This window comes from Paenibacillus sp. MABNR03 (assembly GCF_050455445.1).
In the GTDB taxonomy this organism is placed as follows: domain Bacteria; phylum Bacillota; class Bacilli; order Paenibacillales; family Paenibacillaceae; genus Paenibacillus; species Paenibacillus xylanilyticus.
In genome coordinates this window covers 702,961-721,533 of record NZ_JBCIYR010000002.1, presented here as the reverse complement: position 1 = coordinate 721,533, position 18,573 = coordinate 702,961, and the positions used below count along the sequence as shown (strand labels likewise).

The 18,573-nt window shown below is 47.0% G+C and carries 21 protein-coding genes, 1 tRNA gene and 1 riboswitch; of the genes, 4 read left to right on the top strand and 18 right to left on the bottom strand.

Annotated elements, in window-relative coordinates; genetic code table 11:
• Window positions 1-31: 31 nt before the first annotated feature.
• From AAIH57_RS11850 to AAIH57_RS11780, 15 genes are all read right to left on the bottom strand, one after another.
• The gene (locus AAIH57_RS11850) at window positions 32-541 is read right to left on the bottom strand and encodes an A24 family peptidase (protein WP_430022132.1); all 510 of its coding nucleotides are present in this window, start codon (window positions 539-541) and stop codon (window positions 32-34) included.
• Window positions 542-557: 16 nt separating this feature from the next.
• Entirely contained in the window at window positions 558-1,589 is a 1,032-nt protein-coding gene (locus AAIH57_RS11845) for a TadE/TadG family type IV pilus assembly protein (RefSeq protein ID WP_175398270.1), read from the bottom strand.
• A gap of 28 nt (window positions 1,590-1,617) precedes the next feature.
• Window positions 1,618-3,762 carry a hypothetical protein gene (locus AAIH57_RS11840; protein WP_430021732.1) on the bottom strand — a complete coding sequence of 715 codons (2,145 nt, stop codon included), beginning with the start codon at window positions 3,760-3,762 and terminating at the stop codon, window positions 1,618-1,620.
• Window positions 3,763-3,830: 68 nt separating this feature from the next.
• Window positions 3,831-4,502 carry a TadE/TadG family type IV pilus assembly protein gene (locus tag AAIH57_RS11835; RefSeq protein WP_430021731.1) on the bottom strand — a complete coding sequence of 224 codons (672 nt, stop codon included), beginning with the start codon at window positions 4,500-4,502 and terminating at the stop codon, window positions 3,831-3,833.
• Window positions 4,486-4,674: a Flp1 family type IVb pilin gene (locus AAIH57_RS11830; protein ID WP_175398267.1), complete on the bottom strand. Its 189-nt coding sequence runs from the start codon at window positions 4,672-4,674 to the stop codon at window positions 4,486-4,488. The genes AAIH57_RS11835 and AAIH57_RS11830 overlap by 17 nt, the downstream gene beginning before the upstream one ends.
• 11 nt (window positions 4,675-4,685) lie before the next feature.
• A complete protein-coding gene (locus tag AAIH57_RS11825; RefSeq protein ID WP_175398266.1) occupies window positions 4,686-5,555 on the bottom strand; it encodes a type II secretion system F family protein in 870 nt (289 codons plus the stop codon).
• A gap of 12 nt (window positions 5,556-5,567) precedes the next feature.
• Entirely contained in the window at window positions 5,568-6,332 is a 765-nt protein-coding gene (locus tag AAIH57_RS11820) for a type II secretion system F family protein (protein ID WP_430021730.1), read from the bottom strand.
• Between the two features lie 18 nt (window positions 6,333-6,350).
• Window positions 6,351-7,655 (bottom strand): CpaF family protein, encoded by a 1,305-nt coding sequence (locus AAIH57_RS11815; protein ID WP_430021729.1) that lies wholly within the window; start codon window positions 7,653-7,655, stop codon window positions 6,351-6,353.
• Window positions 7,652-8,875, bottom strand: a complete 1,224-nt coding sequence (locus AAIH57_RS11810; RefSeq protein WP_430021728.1) for a ParA family protein — start codon at window positions 8,873-8,875, stop codon at window positions 7,652-7,654. The genes AAIH57_RS11815 and AAIH57_RS11810 overlap by 4 nt, the downstream gene beginning before the upstream one ends.
• A gap of 169 nt (window positions 8,876-9,044) precedes the next feature.
• A complete protein-coding gene (locus AAIH57_RS11805) occupies window positions 9,045-9,428 on the bottom strand; it encodes a VOC family protein (protein WP_430021727.1) in 384 nt (127 codons plus the stop codon).
• Window positions 9,429-9,652: 224 nt separating this feature from the next.
• Entirely contained in the window at window positions 9,653-10,516 is an 864-nt protein-coding gene (locus tag AAIH57_RS11800) for a DUF6612 family protein (protein ID WP_430021726.1), read from the bottom strand.
• A 97-nt stretch (window positions 10,517-10,613) separates the two neighbouring features.
• The gene (locus tag AAIH57_RS11795) at window positions 10,614-11,036 is read right to left on the bottom strand and encodes a thiol-disulfide oxidoreductase DCC family protein (RefSeq protein ID WP_175398260.1); all 423 of its coding nucleotides are present in this window, start codon (window positions 11,034-11,036) and stop codon (window positions 10,614-10,616) included.
• Window positions 11,037-11,187: 151 nt separating this feature from the next.
• On the bottom strand, window positions 11,188-11,466 hold the full coding sequence (locus tag AAIH57_RS11790) for a hypothetical protein (protein WP_175398259.1): 279 nt from the start codon (window positions 11,464-11,466) through the stop codon (window positions 11,188-11,190).
• Between the two features lie 150 nt (window positions 11,467-11,616).
• On the bottom strand, window positions 11,617-11,862 hold the full coding sequence (locus tag AAIH57_RS11785; RefSeq protein ID WP_024629326.1) for a zinc ribbon domain-containing protein: 246 nt from the start codon (window positions 11,860-11,862) through the stop codon (window positions 11,617-11,619).
• Window positions 11,863-12,067: 205 nt separating this feature from the next.
• Window positions 12,068-12,487: an organic hydroperoxide resistance protein gene (locus AAIH57_RS11780; RefSeq protein WP_175398258.1), complete on the bottom strand. Its 420-nt coding sequence runs from the start codon at window positions 12,485-12,487 to the stop codon at window positions 12,068-12,070.
• A gap of 433 nt (window positions 12,488-12,920) precedes the next feature.
• Here AAIH57_RS11780 and AAIH57_RS11775 point away from each other — a divergent pair, with 433 nt between their 5' ends.
• Entirely contained in the window at window positions 12,921-14,216 is a 1,296-nt protein-coding gene (locus AAIH57_RS11775; protein ID WP_430022131.1) for an Nramp family divalent metal transporter, read from the top strand.
• Between the two features lie 159 nt (window positions 14,217-14,375).
• On the opposite strand, the gene AAIH57_RS11770 is transcribed toward AAIH57_RS11775, so the two are convergent.
• Window positions 14,376-15,059: an HAD family hydrolase gene (locus AAIH57_RS11770; RefSeq protein WP_430021725.1), complete on the bottom strand. Its 684-nt coding sequence runs from the start codon at window positions 15,057-15,059 to the stop codon at window positions 14,376-14,378.
• A gap of 147 nt (window positions 15,060-15,206) precedes the next feature.
• Window positions 15,207-15,605, bottom strand: coding sequence for a hypothetical protein (locus AAIH57_RS11765; protein ID WP_430021724.1), 399 nt, complete (start codon window positions 15,603-15,605; stop codon window positions 15,207-15,209).
• 116 nt (window positions 15,606-15,721) lie between these two features.
• Window positions 15,722-15,895: riboswitch (cyclic di-AMP (ydaO/yuaA leader) on the bottom strand.
• A 377-nt stretch (window positions 15,896-16,272) separates the two neighbouring features.
• Here AAIH57_RS11765 and AAIH57_RS11760 point away from each other — a divergent pair.
• Window positions 16,273-16,749: a glutathione peroxidase gene (locus AAIH57_RS11760; RefSeq protein WP_430022130.1), complete on the top strand. Its 477-nt coding sequence runs from the start codon at window positions 16,273-16,275 to the stop codon at window positions 16,747-16,749.
• Between the two features lie 141 nt (window positions 16,750-16,890).
• Here AAIH57_RS11760 and AAIH57_RS11755 read toward each other — a convergent pair.
• Window positions 16,891-16,973, bottom strand: a tRNA-Leu gene (locus AAIH57_RS11755).
• 424 nt (window positions 16,974-17,397) lie between these two features.
• On the opposite strand from AAIH57_RS11755, the gene AAIH57_RS11750 reads away from it, so the two are divergent.
• Window positions 17,398-18,099: an urease accessory protein UreF gene (locus AAIH57_RS11750; protein WP_175398255.1), complete on the top strand. Its 702-nt coding sequence runs from the start codon at window positions 17,398-17,400 to the stop codon at window positions 18,097-18,099.
• A 268-nt stretch (window positions 18,100-18,367) separates the two neighbouring features.
• Window positions 18,368-18,571, top strand: a complete 204-nt coding sequence (locus tag AAIH57_RS11745; protein WP_430021723.1) for an XRE family transcriptional regulator — start codon at window positions 18,368-18,370, stop codon at window positions 18,569-18,571.
• Window positions 18,572-18,573: the final 2 nt, after the last annotated feature.

Sequence of the window (18,573 nt, the reverse complement as noted above, 5' to 3'; positions counted from 1 at the left end):
ATATTCATCTTACGTATCGGATATATTTTTATTAAATCATATAGACGCAGGCACTGATAAAGCCTGGTAATACAGCGAGCATAAACGGGAATTTCAACGTTTTCTCCTTGCTAACCAGTTTGAGCGAACCCATCATGAAAAAACCTGCAAGCCCACCTGCCATGTGACGAATCCGTTTGGCTGAATCCCTGCGGAACAAAAGAATAATTAATCCAATTGCCCCGGCATATAAAACAGAATACACAATAACGTGGATGCCAAAAGAAAGCCCCACCCAAGCCCCAATCCCGCCAAACAGTTTCACATCTCCTGCACCTACTGCCCCGATAGCGTACATTAGAAACAAAATGCCGAAACAGGCTGCGAATCCGGCAGCAGAAAACAGTAACCCTTCCCAACCTCCCCAAATGCCATGGGCCAACACACCCAAGGCGCTCACAGGCAAGGTCAGCCGATTCGGAATTTTCATGGATCGCACATCTGTTACAAAGGCAGCCATCACGTATAAACCACAGGCTATATAGAACCAATCCACCTCCATCACCCCTTATATATCCTCATTTTCTGGAAGCCACATTAAACTCGGTTTCTGTCTTGACTCCATCAGCGGTTTCCACTACAAATGTCCATGTGCCTTCCGTTGTACGTGTACCTACAAACCAGTTCCACTCAATTACACCATTCTCGTCTGCTGTCGCCCAGCCGATATGTTTAGCCGTGCTCTCCCCCGACTTGTAAAATATCGTTAAGTTCGCAGTGGCCCCAGGCTCTAACTTAACCTTGATTGTTGCATTGTTCCCTATGTATGCCGGCTCCGGCTTGGATAACACGGTTACTGAACCTGAGGCGTCCCCATTTCCCTCACCGCTGTTCGAGCCCTCCCCCGTATCCCCGATCCATACGCGCTCAGCGGCTGCAGCCTGAATCCGCAATGGTTTGCCGAGGAAGGGCACTTTGATCGGCAGTTCATAACTTAATTCCAACCTGAAATACGGATTGGTTTTGTTTTTGAGATCCGGCACAGATATACCATTAACATGTACACGCTCCATATCCAGCAATACCGGATCAATAAATGGTTGAAGCAAAGGTTTCACGGCTGGATCAAGTACAGTCTCCGTAACGGATGTCTTAATCTCCTGCAAAGGTTGTTCACCGCTGGCGGCAGCCGCACGCACCCAATGACTTAACGGTTCCGGAAGCGATGAGGCGTACTCTTCAGCCCACTCGGTCAGGGATAACTCAGGTATTTTCCAGTCACTGCCCGTCTCTCCGCCGCCAGCCGAATCTGAGGGAGTGAACACAAGGGAGACCGGGTATATCTTGGTGGAGAGCTGCTTCACAGCTTCACCTGCTGTGATCTGCAAGGCTGTCGAGATCAATGTCATTTGCACGATATAGATCAGAAACATGACAAAGAACAGAAACACAGGCAGAACGAGTGAAGCTTCCAATACGATGCTGCCTTGTTCCTTTCTCGGAGAGCATGCCTGCTCATGCAGGGATTTTAATCTTCCCCGTTTGCGCAACTCTCCTAACCAAATCCGCAATCGTGCACATTCCTTTTTCTGCTGATGCTGCTTCCCCATAATCCCTCCATTGAAAAAACTGCATTATTCAATAGGAATAATCCGTCTTCCGATCTATGAATAATCGCCCATCTTCAACCTGGTCTGCATTACCCATAATCGCACCTATACTTTTCACAACTCCGGGTAAAAACCACAATTTGATACTGCTGCGGATGTTACCTGAAGCATATGTTTGTTTTTCATCCGGATTCACGCCTGTATTCATTCGGATCAAAGCCAACATTCTGGACATCTTGCGTTCATTGTTACTATGCATTAACAAGAATAATCTTAGGTGGTCCCTGTATGTAAGCTTGACCTTGATATATCTGGACAGCTCCACACTACCCTCTTTGGCGAGTTTCACCATATCCGCTATGGCGTGTGTAATCCCATATAAAATTGCTGCAGATAACACCAGAAGCGGATTGCCGAGCTTACTGTTTTCAATCAAGCCCTCTGCCGTTCGAATTGCTAAACGCATGCCAAAAATCTCTGCATATGCAGCGGCAATGTTACCTGAAGCATTATGAAAACCGTAGATGATATACTCCAGTTCCTGATTCTCCAATTTGAAGACTTCATTTGAATCCCCGTTCCCTTCAGTCCAATCCAGCAATTGCCCAAAATCCATCGAATTGAAATAGGCGAGTGCATACTCATTCTGAAACAATTCATCCCCAAGACGATCCAGAAGACCAGACATTCCGCCAAACAAACTGTCCATTCCGTTCATGGAGTCACCGCCAGCATCGTACGGGTCGCCTGCAATTTCTGCCTTCTTGGCTTCCTCACGGCTTGCCTGGTTAAATGCAATATTTGCATTGTAATACTGCTCTAATTGCTTGAATGCTTCCGTTGATCCGGAGCGCCCCCTTTCAATCTGTGACAAAATTCGCTGCATGTCTTTCAATTTCCCCTTGGACTCTTTGTCATTAGCCTTGCGCTGGGCATCAGATCCCCGACCATCCTCCAGCAGCTGTTTACTGAGAAGGATGACATTGGACGGACCGCTTCGTACATAAGTGTCCATGTATCGTTCCGTGACCTGACTGGCCTGTCTAACCGCTGGCTTAACCGGAACACCACTCTGACCAGTGACATTGCGAAGCTGTGTATTTAGTTCGACACTGTCTTTTCTCACATTATTAAAATCTGAAGTTTGCGAACGAATCCGTTCATTCAACTGGTCGAACAACGAGTCAGCCCTGACTAGCTCGGAAGCAAGCGAGCGTGTATTTTTCGCTTCGCTGCCCGATCCGGTAGATGGTGGACTTTGTCCGGGAAGGGTCGAATTCCCTACTTTTTCATAACTCGCATTCTGTGGACGATTCTCTCCCTCAGTGATGACCCGTTTCATTTCCTCGTTAATTTTGCGCGCTTCTTCAATTTTGGACTGAGCTTCCTCCAGTTTCGACTGATGAGCCTGTTGTGCCGGTTGCAGGACCGTGCTTATGCCTGTCACCACATGACCTACACCTGTCCTGTAACGAGCGAGCTCCAGGATATATTGCTGCTGGTTGAATGGCAGTCCCTCGTCTGCTTGTTTTTTGCTCAAAAAATCCGTATACCGTGCCGCGATCTCGGCAGCAGTCTCTGGTGTTTCTTCCATCATCTCATCGTAAATGGCAGGCGAAGGGGGGCTCATAATCAAAGCCGGAAGATCCTTCAATTTATTGGCTGCATCCGTCTGATTGGCTATCGCCTCATCCAGCAATTCCTCGCGCTTGTCATACAGCTTCTGCAATTTTTTGAGCAAGTCTACGGTATGTGCAGCTTCTTTCATTTCCTCCGACATTGGTTTGAAGCGATTGACCACTTCTAGTGTAAAATCAACCGGAGCCCGATATTTCATATCCTCCTGGATCTGGCGATTGAAAATGTCATACCTGCCCAGTTCGCGCTCCATGCTCAGGGTAGTTGTATCCCACTGGATATCCAAAATTGGAAACCCGTCCTTCACCACGGGCGGCTTCACACTATCATTCAGTACCTTCGCCATAATAGCTTCACCACCGCTGTCCCCATACCCGAATAAGCCATACTCCCGCAGCGAAGTATCATATGCAGACATCACCGATCTCATCGCCGCGTGTGTCATGCGTTCTGCCTGTACTTTGAAAGCGGCTATCCGTGCATAATCAATGAACACAGCCACAAACATATAGATCCCAGCCAGGATTAAAATCAAGAACAGGGTTACAGCTCCAGATTCACCATTCTTTTTTCTGAACAGCGCTGCTCTCCTCCTTTCTCTGCTTATTGTTTTTTGCCAAAATGCTGTAGAACCTGCCCTGCTTCAGCTGCTGTACCTGCTGCGGTTCCACCATTCCCCTTAAACTTGGCAGCATAATAACGGATCAGATCCACCGTTCGGATAAATTCTGTCGGCTCTACAACTGCGGATGATCCTTGCGTCAGAACATTGTTACCTGAATCAAATAAAAAAGATGGCAGCGGTAAAGTTATAACCTGCTCCAGCTGGGTCGTAACTTTTCGCTGCACCAGAGAATTCTGATACTCAATTGTTCCACGCATGCCACTCGGCATGCCTTGTACTGCTTGGGATAATTTCTTCTCGGTGAGATTCTCTCCATCCCCTGCTGGCACCGGAACACTAATCTGATTATCCGCGCCGGCCCACCCAAACAAGGCTCCGAGCATTCGGTCATCCGTTAGTCTCCAGTACAGATTGTCATGTTCACCTGCCACAACTTCACCTGTCATGGCCTGCTTGTGACTGTTATCCCAACTGTAGGCGGCACGTTCCGATGCTGCATATGCATGTTGGTTTAAAAAGGTCTTTTGGTACATGTACATGGAGAAAAACAGAATTAACACGAGAATAAACAGCACCACCGGGAAGACCAGGGAAGCTTCAATTGTGAAGCTCCCATCCTCCTTTTTGAACCTTTTACTCAAAAAATTCATCACTCTTCTTACTAACTTGACCAAGTAACCGAGTGACCAAGGTTTTAATTTGATCCTTGAAAATCAAGGCAATAATGATAATCACGCCAATAATCAGAATCAGCTCCAGCGTTCCTAGCCCGTCCTCTTCCTTCCAAAATGCACTTGCCTTGCTTTTCATCAATTCCTGCATCCCAATTCCCCCTACATATTCATCATCATAAAAGCAGGTGCTCCGATCATGACCACAATCGTAAAAAAGATCAAAACCATCGGAAACACCAGTTTGGAAGAAGCCTGTTCTCCCTTTGCCCGACTGACAGCCTTGCGTTTCTCCCACAACACATGTGACAGATCCCGCAGCGCAAGTACAAAGTCACCTCCCCCACGCCGGAAGTTCAGCAGCACCGTCGTTGTGAAGATCGTGACTTCCTGTACACCGCACCGGCGGCTGAACTGTTCAAACGATTGTTGAAACGAGTAACCATTATTCCAATCGCCAACGGTCTTTCGCAGCTCGTTGTACAGCGGGTGGTCGCGGTCACCCTGACTGGCAACACAGTGAACGATAGCCCTTTGTACGGTTTCTCCGGCACCTACCAGCAATACAATCCGGTTTAACAACTCGGGCAGCTCCATGAGAATATCCTGATCCCTTCGCTGCACCTTGGTATGAAGATCCTTGTAGAGTGCAAAAGGCAGTGCAGCACCAAGGGCAAGCCCGCCTGCCATGCCTCCGAGACCCATATCACCAACAAGGGATAGCAGACAGCCCACAAGCAGCATCAGCCAAGCATAAGTCAACATTTCAGCACTATAGAGCATCGTTTTCTCTCCACTGTGCTGTATGCCGTACATTTTCTGAATGGCATGCTGCATGCGGAACATCAGCACAGGCAATCTGCGGCCTGCCTCGAATCTGTCCAGTAAAAACAGAAAGGGACCATGCAGCCTGTTCAGACGCAATCCTTCCATCTGAAGTTTGCGCAGATGTCGGTAGGTCTGTCCTCGCGTTCGATCCAGCACCAGCCATCCCGCTCCGAGCAACCCGGCGAATATAACGGGAAGCAGCATCGAATCAGCTCCTTATACTTTGATATCCATAATGCGTGTAATCCACAGATAACAGCAGGCAAGTACTGCCAAGGCCCCACTGGAGATCAGATACCCCATCCCGCTGTACAGCGGCTCCATAAAATCCTTGGCCGTCAAATTCAAAAAGATTAGAAATATAAACGGAGCGGCGAACATCGCCTTGGACTCAAACCTTTTCTGAGCCACCGCGACCATAATATCCTGTTGAATGTCCAGCTTCTCGCCAATTACAGCAGAGGTTCGGCGAACCACCTCAACCAGATCTCCACCCGTCCGCTTGCAGGTGATGAATACATCGGCAAAATTCGTAATATCCTCGATACTGGCCCGGTCCGAAAAGTCCTGCAGCGCCTCCTCAATGGGTTGACCATACTCCATCCGTGTCCGCAGAATCGTGAACTCACGGATTAGATCGGTATCCGCTTCGGGATTGAGCATCCGGAGATCCTCAACCGATTCCTTAAAACCATTTTCGACCGACTTCCCCGCAGCCAATGCGGAAGATAGCGCATATAACGCTTGTTTAAAATGCAAGCTCAGAGTCATTCTTCTTCGTTCCAGCAGAACCTTTGTCCAGTTTTTTGGCACCCATATGCATCCCGCAGCCAAAACAATTCCAGCCAGCCAGTGATGATAGAACAAAATACCGACACCGAAAAATAACACTCCACTAATCAGCATGCAGACAATTCGTTGTCTCCGGGATAGCGTATATACGGTGTAATCCGTTAATGCCTGTCTGGATTCACCCAACATGATCACCTTCCAATAGCTTTAATTCTGGTTGTTATCTGATTCTGGTAATTCTGTGTAGTATCGTCCTATGTATTCATTCAGCCAATCTCCCAGCCCGGCCATTTGGATTTTCTCAACCTGCTTCAGCTTTCCGACCTGCACCAATCCGCCAATGATCTTGCCTTCCCGTTCTTCCCTCTCCTGAAAACGAAAGAGTGGATTCAGCAGCACTTCTCCGTCCTGCATGCCGATGACTTCACTGATCTCCGTCACCCGTCTTGAACGGTCTCTCAGCCGGGATAAATGGACAAAGATATCAATGGCTGAACTGATCTGCTGCCGCACAACCGCAATTGGAAGTTCCGCTCCACTGAGCACCATCGTTTCCAATCTGCTGATCATGTCCGTAATATTATTTGCGTGACCTGTGGATAAGCTTCCATCATGTCCAGTATTCATAGCCTGCAGCATATCCAAAGCCTCCGCACCCCGCACCTCACCAATCACGATACGATTTGGACGCATCCGCAGTGAAGACTTGATCAGATCCCGAATGGAGATTTCACCCTTGCCCTCAGTATTGGCATTCCGTGTTTCCAGCGATACCAGATTCGGTACGGTGACAATCTGCAGCTCGGCTGAGTCTTCAATCGTTATGATCCGTTCATCCGCAGGGATAAACTGGGATAATGCATTCAGAAAAGTCGTTTTCCCTGACCCGGTCCCACCCCCGATGAAGATATTGAATTTGCTGCGCACCAACTGCTGCAGCAGCTCTGCCGCTTCCTCATGCAAGGCACCTTTTCCAATCAGGTCCGACATGGTCATCGGTTCACTTGGGAACTTCCGAATCGTCATGGTAGGACCTTTTAGCGCAATCGGCGGCAGCACAATATTGACCCGCGAACCGTCCTTGAGCCGCGCATCCACAATGGGAGAAGACTCATTCACGATCCGGTTCACCCCGGAGACGATCATCTGGATAATATCCTCCAGCCGTTCTCTGGATTCGAATTCGAGCTGAATTTGGCTAACTTCCCCTTCCTGCTCGACAAAGATCTCCCGGTGACTGTTAATCATAATCTCCGTGATATCAGGATGATCCACAAGCGGCTGAAGAATATCCAACCCCCGAAACGAATCAAATAGCCGTTGCACCAATGTGTGCCGTTCTCCAGAAGTCAGATCATCCAGCATCGGATCAGACAGCACTTTTCGCTCAATCCCCTGCCACAGTTCCTTGTCTCCGGCAGCAGACGTTAAATCCAGGCCTGCCCTGACTTCCCGACGCATGTTCTGGAATTGTTCTTCACGGTCCATCATTCTATTGGATACATCGCTCATAATACCCACCCATCCCCATTGTGGATGCGACCCGTCTGTTTCAGATCTTCTTCTCCATCCTGTACAAGCATGGCACACAGCCTCTTTATTTCGCGCTGAAATATGGGAGAACTTAGCATCACTTCCTCCTGGCTAAGCTGCTTCCAGGAAGGGATATAAGGCAGCACCGCATTCAGTTGCAGATCAGGTCGTGGTAAAGCATTAACTACACTATCCCGGTATTTATTCACAACAAAGCAGGCACGATCCAGCACACTTTGATGCAGATCCGGCTTTGTTCGCTCCGCATGCAGCATCCACTGTCCCCATCGGTGCATGGCTGACAGATCATCTTCAACCAGCCATACCAATGCATCTGCTGCTTCCAAAATGCCTTCACTACGGCCATCCCAATCAGAATCTCCATCCAGAATAAGCACGTCATACTGCCCAGCAATGGATAAGTATTGAATAAGTCCCGTCGTATCTTCACACGACATTTGCAGCAATTCCTTCCGGTTTGATAATGGCCAGAAGACATCTGCCTTCAGCCCTTCATGCCGGAGTACGTAACCATCGATCCCTTTGGAAGAAGTTTGTGTCTGCCCTTGCTTGCCTGATCCCTTTCTGCTGACCTTAAGGTCGTACAACAGTCGGGACAACCCCGTTTCTGCATCTGGCATACGCTGTACACTGCGTTTTAATCCCTTCTCCAGAAATGGCAGCACGCTATCCAGCGTCTCCAGATTAAGATAAAGCACAGCGTATCCGGCCAGCCCCAGCTGCTTCGCCATATGCAGTGCAACAGCGGTCTTTCCGCTTCCTCCAGAAGCTGACACCACTCCAATGGAGATGGTTTGCTGTCCTGGACGATGCACCTTTTTGCGACGCGGCTGCCGGCTTGCATTCAGAACCGCATCCAACAATGTGGGCAGAGGTTGATACTTCATCAATCGCTTATCTTCCTCCACATCCTCATGACCTTCACTGAGCAGCAGCCAAGGAACACCCGGCTCTCCACCCATACTCTCCAGCCAGGGATTCAGAAACTCAGGTTCTGCAATAACCAGATCCGGCAGTTCCTGTCCTTCATGTTCATGCATATACTCCTGAAACGATTCCCACTGTGAAAAGGCGGTAAATCGCATCGTTGCACCAAACGGACTCCCCTGTACAAAATCAAGCCAGGCACTGATGTACTCTCTGTCTTTTGAAGCAAGTACGGCCTTCAGTACAATCAATTTCTCCTTCCCTCCCTGTACCTAAGCACAAAAAAAGCACCGTCCACGATCCGCATGAAATGCAGAATATGGACGGTGCTTCCGTCACGTGCTATGAATGTATGGATAATATAGCATACAATTTCTGGACGAGCAAGAGATTTATACAAACAACTCTCTGCCGCCATCCTCATGAATGATAAGGTGCAGCAAATTCAATGATGTTGCGGTCTGGATCCAGGATAAAAATCTGCGCAAACCCGGCAACACTATCCGGTCTCGCTTCGTACTCAATCCCCTGCTGTTCCAGCCAGGCTATCGTGTCTTTATGACTTTTCACCCAGATTGCAAAATGACCGTCCGTTGTATCAATCCCTGCCTCACGCAGCGTATGTCCCTGAGGGTGCTGAAGCAGATGCAGCTGCTGACTGCCAATCGCATACCACGTACCTGTTGAGCGGAACGGTGGACGTTCAATCTCCTGCATACCGAGCAATCCCGAATAAAATTGCTTGGCAACTTCCAGATCACGTACAGCCAGGCTAACATGGTGTATATGAGCATACTCAATCATTGCTTGAATCTCCTTCCACTTCATATGACATCACATTGTTTAATCGCTTCCACGACTATACTATAACATCATGCTCCCTGACCAGTTGTTGGAGAAAAAGAAAACACCCCTGATTCAAGATGGCAACCCCCTGGGTTTACACATACTCGTATCAAAGATGTCTTCAACTTATACATGAAGTTACATTGATGGCAAATGGATCATTTCTATAGTCTTACCACTCCCTATTTTGCGCTATCCAATGCTTCCTGCGGAATTTCAATCGCTTCTACCTGGTTATGGTTGGAGAAGGTACTGGTCATTTTCATGTCCATCGTAATTTTTTGTCCTTCCTGCTCCATCTCCATAACCATGTTTACATCCGTACCAACAGGCAGATAAGACTCCTTGTTCACCATATATTTCATCTGCATGCTCGTAATATTCATTTGTTCAAGCATCGCTTGCGTTTGGGCGTCCGATCCGTTCTGCTCCATTACGGATTGAGCCAATTCCTTCACGTTATCCCCGGATACGTCAGCGTTAATGACATAATTGTCGCCCTCTTCGGTAATTTCGGTGTCTTCCGCAATCTTGTTGAATTGCTCCAGTTCACCTTCCGGGTTCATGCTTGCCTGCATTTGCTCAATCAGCTGTCTCGTTTGATCATCAGGAATTTTAACCCATTGCTCTCCCACCTGCGAATAGATCGTATCGGCAGTGATATACTGCTTCACGTTTTGGGCCTCCTGACCAGACATTTCCATGTTCATTTCCTGATAGATCATCATCGGATCCTTGATGATATCCATCTTCAGCGATGTTTTAACCTGTTGATCCTGCGACTGTTCGCCAGCTTCCAGTTTCAGATTTTGATCAATGGTTGCATCGCTTGAGAAGCTTTTCATTTCTTTGGCAGCTTCGCTGGTTTTGGTAATCAATTCTTCCAGTGTAGGAATCTTTGTTTCCTCTACCGCAGGTGTATTGCCCTCATTTGTCGTTTCGTTACCTGCCGGCGGCGTTGCAGTGCTGTTATCTGCATCGCTTCCGCACGCTGTCATGCTTACTGCCAATAATGCCCCGATAATGAGTGTAGTCCACTTCTTCAAATGTTTTTCCTCCCAAATAAATATGATCCGTACTCATTACCCAAATGTTTCCTTTATTAATCATATTTGCGGATACAATGTGCTGTACCATAGCTATTTATAAAAATCGATTCTTGATCTCTGGTGTTGGCAGCATGCATGCCTCGTCCTTCCCAAACCACCGGTAACGATTGCGAGCTACCCAGTTATATACCGCATTACGAATGAATTTGGGCACAATGATGAAAACATATAATAATGGATATGGGAATTTCAATCCTTTGGCCAATCTCAGCGCAGCTGTTGAACGTGTATAATACTGGCCATCTTCAATGAGTACAAAGGTATCCATGCTGTCTGTCGAAAGATTCCCTTTTTTCAGCAAATCCTTGGCTGCATCAGATTGAAGTGATGCAAAATGATATTTCCCTTCCGGATCACGTTTGATAATCCATTTGGTTAATCCCTGACAGAAGTGACAAACCCCGTCCACGAGTACAATCGGGTGTCCCAGATGCTGATCCGCTCGAATTGATGTCATAATCGAGACCTCCTCTTATTATGGCTGTTAGGTTAACTTACCCATTTTTACCCTTCACGTTCGGCACTCGCAGAAAATTATACATGTTAAACATAAAATAGAATAGAAAAAGAGCGCAGGCTTTAAGCCTACGCTCGTATCTGTTCGGCAATTACTCAGCAATCGCCTTTTCCATCCACTCGTCTTCAATCATTTGTTGATGCAGGTCACCTGCCCATTGATCCATGCATTTGCAAATAAAATCTTTGCGGCATACCGGACAAGGCGTTTTCTGCAGACGGCTGATCGCTGTCATCTTCCATTCCGGAGATTTGGAGTAGAATACGCGGCACTGTGTGCCATCTACCAGCTTCATTGTAAATTCATACAATCCGTCTTTTTCGTTTTTGCTAGCTACTTGCAATTTTGCAATACTTGGTCTATAAGACATGGATATCACCTGTCAATTCAAATTTGTTTCCTGCATGACACTTCTCAGTACTAAGTCATATTAAAGAAATTTTTGTTCGATGTCAACTCAGGGCGGGACGAACTGTGCTGCTTTTATGAATTGATTCCAAGCTGACCAAGTTATGCCACTCTATCCGCCGAATAAAATATCCAAAATCGTTCCCACCTGACCCTGTTTTTTACCCTTTAACACATCCGGGTCGAATACCTCCACATAACCACAGGAAGAACAGGCTACAAACAAATAGTGATTATGCTGAATGTCGAACATTTTGCTAAGGCCGGCTCCCGACATGGACACTTCCTTGATATTGCAATCTGTTCCCCGACATTTCGTACATACAAACCTTCGCTCAATCATCTCTTCAATACTCATTTGCGTTCCCCCTTTTCAGATGCCTGGCATGGAGCAAGAGTATAATTATGTAAAAGAGTACGCGATCTGACCTGCAATCTCCTGCATTTCATTTGAAATATAAAATACAAAACCCTGCCGTTTGCCAGCAGGGCTTGTACCGTATACAGGTATCCCATGATAGCCTGCTTAATATATCTTGCTTTTTACTCCAGCGAGTACAGGTTTAGACAACGTTTAATACAACGTCGATGTTGCCACGTGTGGCTTTGGAATACGGGCAAAAATCATGAGCTTTGCGAGCCAGATCCTCTGCCTGACTGTGGTCGACACCTGGCATGCTTACATCCAGACGAACCGACAGCTGAAATCCATCATCTGCAGGGTCTTTTCCAATGGATACATTACTTGTTACAACCACATCTTCCAGTTTTACGCCAGCCTTGCGCGCTACGTTTGCAAGAGCACTTTCGTAACATGCACCATATCCCGCTGCAAAGAGCTGCTCAGGGTTCGTACCTTCTCCACCGGAGCCGCCCAGCTCTTTTGGCATTTTGAGATCGTGTTTGAGCACACCATCCGATGATGTCACTGAACCCGTACGTCCACCTTTGACTGTTGCTGTTGCTGTATATAAAGCTTCCATTAGAAATCTCTCCTTCACTCCAATATTTTTGCTGCCTACACTTCAATTTAAACTTCTGGCTCATTTTGAAACGTTTGCTGGTTACAATCAGTTTCTGCATCCGTGCCCTTTTCATGCATCTGCCTTCCATCTCGATATCGTCATATATTATTTGGGGCATAAATTTGTAAACTTCCCAAGGTTGGGTAATATACTAAAGGCCGTTTCCCTTTTCAGTTCATTTTGTCCATCTACATAAAAGTTGCACTAGACAAAAATTATTGAATGAGTACAATGTAAGTAACGACATATATTTTCAGACATATCAAATGAAAGCTTCCCGCCTTCATCCTCGGAATATCAATACAATCAATATTAAAAAGTCAGGTGATTATGCATGAGCAAAAAAAATCCATTCAACTCTGCTTCGGCTGAGCCGTTGGCTGCAGCAGGCATGGCTCCTTCACTCGGGGAAGCCCACAGCTCCATGAAGGTTCCGAAAAACGCCGCCTGGTGGAAAAAATTCCTCGCCTTTGTCGGCCCCGGTTATCTGGTCGCTGTTGGTTATATGGACCCGGGTAACTGGGCAACAGATATTGCCGGTGGTTCACAATTCGGCTATACCCTTTTATCCGTCATTTTGATCTCAAATCTTATGGCAGTGGTACTGCAGTCACTCGCTGGCAAGCTCGGTATTGTTACAGGACGGGATCTGGCTCAGGCTTGCCGCGAGCGGTTCAGTATGCCGGTTGTTATGATGTTATGGGTTTTGTGTGAACTGGCCATTGCAGCTACCGATCTGGCCGAGGTCATCGGTTCAGCCATCGCGCTGAAGCTGCTGTTCAACATCCCCATGTTATACGGCGTCATTATTACGGCCGTGGATGTCCTGCTTATCCTTTTGCTGCAAAATAAGGGATTTCGCGCATTGGAAACGTTGGTTATCGTGCTGATGGCAACCATTGCCCTGTGCTTCGGGATTGATCTGTTCCTTGCCAAACCGGATATGGGCGGAGTACTCACCGGATTTGTACCAAGTGCCGAGATACTGCAAAATCCAGCGATGCTCTATATCGCCATCGGTATTATCGGAGCAACGGTCATGCCGCATAATCTGTATTTGCATTCTTCCATCGTACAGACTCGTCAGATCGAACAGACGCCTCAAGGAAAAAGAGAAGCTATCCGGTACTCCACCATGGATTCAACCATCGCGTTGACGCTGGCCCTGTTTATTAACGCAGCCATACTCATCGTGTCCGCAGCTGTATTTCATAGTGCAGGCATGACTCAGGTTGCTGAGATCACAGATGCTTACCACCTGCTTACACCACTGCTGGGCACGACCATTGCAAGCATCCTGTTTGGTGTCGCCCTGCTGGCGTCAGGTCAGAACTCTACACTAACAGGCACACTCTCCGGACAGATTGTCATGGAAGGTTTCCTGAACATTCGGATTCCGGCTTGGCTGCGCCGCTTGGTGACCCGATTAATTGCCATCATCCCTGCTGTTATTGTGACCGCCATCGCCGGGGAGCACGGAACGGAAGAATTGCTGATATTGAGCCAGGTGATCCTATCGTTGCAGCTGCCATTTGCGGTCATTCCACTCGTGATGTTCACAAGTGACAAAAAAAGCATGGGGGCATTCGCCAACAAACTGTGGCTCAAAATCGTCTCCTGGATCATCGCTGCCGTGATCGTTATCCTAAATGTCTATCTGATCATCCAGACCATTATGCTGTTCTAATAAGAGGGAACAGGGTCCCGGTAGCCGGATGTCAACTCAAAAAAGGCTGATCTCCTCAAGTAGCTATACTTGAAGCGATCAGCCTTTTATAATGCCGTACATTTGCCTTGTCCACAATTTGATGACGCTCGCTAGGCTTCTATAAATATACTTTACCCGCTATTCTTCATTAGACACGAGTAAAGGAATTAGCTGTTCCAAACTTTCGATCGTCCAGTCCGCGTGCTCCTGACCCTCCAGTTCAGGCTGAAACCGTCCATAACCCTGCAGGATCCGAATTGTTCGCATCCCCAGCTTCTTGGCAGGAATGATATCGTTATCAATCCGGTCTCCAATCATTACAGCTTCCCCGGGCTCGCATCCAGCCTGTTTCAGGGCCACTGCATACAGCTCCGGGTCCGGCTTGGATACGCCTTCTTCTGCCGAACAGGCCAGTACATCGACGTACCTGCGCAAACCATAACTCTCCAGTCGCTCAGCTGTCCCCGGGCTCTGGTTGGCAATAATGCCAATCCGATAATGGCGTGACAACTCCTTCAGCACAGCATCAGCAGCAGCGAAAGGCTTCTCCAGCTCCTTCCGGAACTTCAGCTTCTCCTGAATCTGCTCCCTATGACGTTCATCACTAATTAATGTCCGAATCGCTACCTTCATGGGCCACTGCTCATATTTACGGTAACAGGAGGCGAATATCTCTCGCACCATCTCAATCTTCACCGGATATCCAAGTGAACAGGCTTCTCTTACGAACTGCCCGATAATATCATCTACCGGCTCCCATTCGTCTACCAACGTGTCTCCTACATCAAAAAACAACCACTTTAATCCACGTACATCCGGCACGCCTATTCCTCCTTGTTAGCCATGAACGCAACCTTGATCAATAAAAAAGAAGACCCATCATCATGCATGAGTCTCCTCAGAATTCCATTTTTCCATAAATTCAATTATAACAGGCACCTCACACCGGATCAATCGGCAGTCATCACATTAACCATTGAGCAAAAAGCCAACCTCTCCATTGAGGGAATATACAATCCGGTCTGCTCCCATTCCACGGTAAATCCCTTTGGGATGGCTCTGTTCGGTGATCACGCATAGCGATTTCGAGGTCCATGAACGGCAGATCTGCAAATACCTGCAGGTCAGGTTCAGACTGTTCTCAAAAATAAAAACGTTGCCTACGCTGGACTGCGGCAGAAACCATTTCTGCGCTTCCGCAGTATTCATGCGGATCACGTTCTCCACTCCGATTCTCCGGAGTTTCCGCTCTTCCCCTGCACTGTTGGTCAGAACGGCAAACGACATTTTTTTGTACATCAAAAGCTTGATAAACTTGCGCCCCGCTTCATTCGGTGCAGTTACTAAAATCATCTCATTATCCATCATTCGTTCCTCCCTTGGCGTGAAAAGACAACAAAAAAGAAGCGTGGGGGACCAAGGCCTCCCCGAACGCTTCTTAAATAACCCATGACGAAGACGCCATGAATATGCGTACGGCTTGTTGCCTCTCCCTTTAACGCTTACGAGGTTAGCTGACGGATTCGGGCGCGAGAGTCGCCCTATTTCCGGCTTGCACCGAAAAATTCACCCCATGGACCAGCTGCATTGCACAGCCATTCCGATTGGTTCCCCCGTTTCCCACCCATGAATGAATGGAAACTCAGCGATTAAAACATCGTTCCAGTTTCGTGTATTGATCAGAGCGATATTATCGTTTGTTTCGTTTTTCATGTTAAGTTTAATTGAAATAGAAATTACGATATGAATCATACACCCGCGCCATGTTGGTGTAAAGTCTGTACAGATCACCGAAATGACGAATTTATGCCATTACTTATTAATAATAGCGCTTACAACATTCCCATTCTCCATCCATCTCGATAAAGCTCACTAATTCTCGTCTTTATGAAAAATGTCTGGAATTTAAGGATCATTTAAACATCCAATAAAGGGGAAATATCTTTTTATTAATTTTGCATTATCTAATTGTAAACAATATAATATAAGTATACGAATAATGAACTCAACTATTATTATATGGAGGCGATACATCATAACCGTTTATGACTACAAAGTCACCACCCTTCGGGGACAGGAAGTGGAAATGTCCGAATATCGCAACAAGGTGCTGCTGATTGTAAATACGGCGAGCAAATGCGGACTGACCCCGCAATTTGAAGGTCTGCAGGAACTCTACGACAAATTCAAAGATCGTCAGTTTGAAGTATTGGGATTTCCGAGTAACCAGTTCGCCCAGGAAAAAGGATCATCCGATGATATTGCCGAGTTTTGCCAGATGAATTACGGTGTAAGCTTTCCCATGTTTGAGAAAATCGACGTGAACGGCTCAAGCGCTCATCCTCTCTTCCAACATCTGACTACAGAAGCACCGGGACTGCTCGGCTCCAAAGCCATCAAATGGAACTTTACCAAATTCCTTGTCGATCAGGACGGACGTGTCGTGAAGCGTTATGCTCCAAAAACGACTCCTGACCAAATTCAGGCAGATATCGAGAAGTTGTTGAAATAAAGGCACCACACAGCGGCCATCATCAGCACAGAACCCCAGGAAGTCAGGTTCTACTGGGGATGGCCTTTTTTACGCTATCTACAAACGCAAAAAAAAGAGGCTTTCCTCCATCGGAAAACCTCTTCTTATCGTACTTTATGATGCGGTCGAGAGGACTCGAACCTCCACGGGCATACGCCCACTACCCCCTCAAGATAGCGTGTCTGCCATTCCACCACGACCGCATGTCGTAAATAATCGGCAACAAAAATGATTATACAGGGTTATGATATAAAAGTAAAGCACTTTCTAAAAAGTGTCATTCTCCTGTGTTTTTTCTCCAAATATCGGTTCTTATCGTCATGATCGCTTACCGATTGCATACATTAAATTTCAAATCATTTTCCATCTATATTCATGTAATTTAGCATCCCAATAAGATGATCTCTCGAGTCCCCATCCCTTTCCCTACATTTACATTACCTAAAAAGTTATGTATGTTAACATTTAAATTGTTTTAACCGAATTCCAAAGATTTTATTGACAAAATACGGATATTTATGTGAATATATATATCATATAATTCGGATTTAAAAGCATAAGAGGAACCAAAAAGGAGTATAAATGTTATTTAATATAACATTTAACGAACGTAGGAGGCGAAAGACCGTGAACCGTGGGAATAAGCTGCTCGATTATGTTAAACTGCTTGATTCCTCCATCCAGGTCGGAGGGTTTACCCATTCCTTTGGTATGGATGTGCATATCTCTGAAGGTAGTATTCGAAATGCTGCAGATCTGGAATCCTTTATGCGCTGCCAGCTGCACCCCAGCATTGTTCGACTTGAAGGTATGGCAATCAAGGGCATCTACAGTGCAACAGATCATAACGACACATGGCGAACGGCTCTCATTGACAAATTGGTTCACGTTCAGCGAACTCCTGCTGATCTAAGGGATCAAGCCACCGCCATGGGCAAAAGACTGATCAAGCTGGCCCGGGCTCTTCATCCCTGGATTGAATTCAGCCAGCTCGAACACACCCTTGCCAAATACGAGTCTGTAGGCTGCCTCTCCACTGTTCACGCCTGGATCAACCACCACCTCGAAATCCCCGTCGAGGAAGCGGTCATGGGTTATTTGCACTCAGCCATGAGTGCATGTATATCCGAAGCATCTAAAGTCCTCCCTCTGGATAATGATACTACGCAGGAACTGCTGGTTCGCCTGGCCGCAGACCTGGAGCATGAATGGAATACCGTTAGCGCCTCTGCTGCGGATGGACCGGCACAGCCAACCTCAATGTCCATGAAATCGTTGTTCCCCAGCTTCCATATGCTTGGCGCAGGGCTTCATGCCTACCGGGCCTAACCCCGTTCACCCCAAGACACTCGCTTCCTCACACTTCCTCGGACGATAAAAAAGCACGCAGCAACCTCCTTGCTGACGTGCTTTTTTGTCATTCTCCCTAGTCTTATACACGTTTTTACGTCATTAAATGACACAAAAACACTAAAATTTATCATTTTATAATTGTTACATGACGTAATTACGTATATAATAAGATACACAGCTCGTATCTTCCATTATTTCACACAACCGGAGGCGGGTTGAATACTTCGATAAGGGGTGAACCCTTTTGAACAAAAAGAAACCCGTGACTCCGTTCGGATGGGCCATCAAACGACGCCTGACTGAGCTTCAGATGGATCAAAAAACCTTTTGTGAACAGCACGGCATCCCGCCGTACCGTTTATCCAACCTCATTCATGGCACACGAAAAGCAACCCGGTTCCGAAACCAGGTCGCAGAGCTATTGCAAATTCCGGATGAACTGCGATGACA

Coding starts and splice junctions, on each gene's coding strand:
- AAIH57_RS11845 (WP_175398270.1), bottom strand. CDS start 1,589: ATGGGGAAGCAGCATCAGCAGAAAAAGGAATGTGCACGATTGCGGATT.
- AAIH57_RS11805 (WP_430021727.1), bottom strand. CDS start 9,428: ATGATTGAGTATGCTCATATACACCATGTTAGCCTGGCTGTACGTGAT.
- AAIH57_RS11765 (WP_430021724.1), bottom strand. CDS start 15,605: ATGATGGATAATGAGATGATTTTAGTAACTGCACCGAATGAAGCGGGG.
- AAIH57_RS11795 (WP_175398260.1), bottom strand. CDS start 11,036: ATGACATCAATTCGAGCGGATCAGCATCTGGGACACCCGATTGTACTC.
- AAIH57_RS11850 (WP_430022132.1), bottom strand. CDS start 541: ATGGAGGTGGATTGGTTCTATATAGCCTGTGGTTTATACGTGATGGCT.
- AAIH57_RS11780 (WP_175398258.1), bottom strand. CDS start 12,487: ATGGAAGCTTTATATACAGCAACAGCAACAGTCAAAGGTGGACGTACG.
- AAIH57_RS11815 (WP_430021729.1), bottom strand. CDS start 7,655: ATGAGCGATGTATCCAATAGAATGATGGACCGTGAAGAACAATTCCAG.
- AAIH57_RS11820 (WP_430021730.1), bottom strand. CDS start 6,332: ATGTTGGGTGAATCCAGACAGGCATTAACGGATTACACCGTATATACG.
- AAIH57_RS11790 (WP_175398259.1), bottom strand. CDS start 11,466: ATGTCTTATAGACCAAGTATTGCAAAATTGCAAGTAGCTAGCAAAAAC.
- AAIH57_RS11825 (WP_175398266.1), bottom strand. CDS start 5,555: ATGCTGCTTCCCGTTATATTCGCCGGGTTGCTCGGAGCGGGATGGCTG.
- AAIH57_RS11785 (WP_024629326.1), bottom strand. CDS start 11,862: ATGAGTATTGAAGAGATGATTGAGCGAAGGTTTGTATGTACGAAATGT.
- AAIH57_RS11830 (WP_175398267.1), bottom strand. CDS start 4,674: ATGCAGGAATTGATGAAAAGCAAGGCAAGTGCATTTTGGAAGGAAGAG.
- AAIH57_RS11835 (WP_430021731.1), bottom strand. CDS start 4,502: ATGAATTTTTTGAGTAAAAGGTTCAAAAAGGAGGATGGGAGCTTCACA.
- AAIH57_RS11775 (WP_430022131.1), top strand. CDS start 12,921: ATGGCTCCTTCACTCGGGGAAGCCCACAGCTCCATGAAGGTTCCGAAA.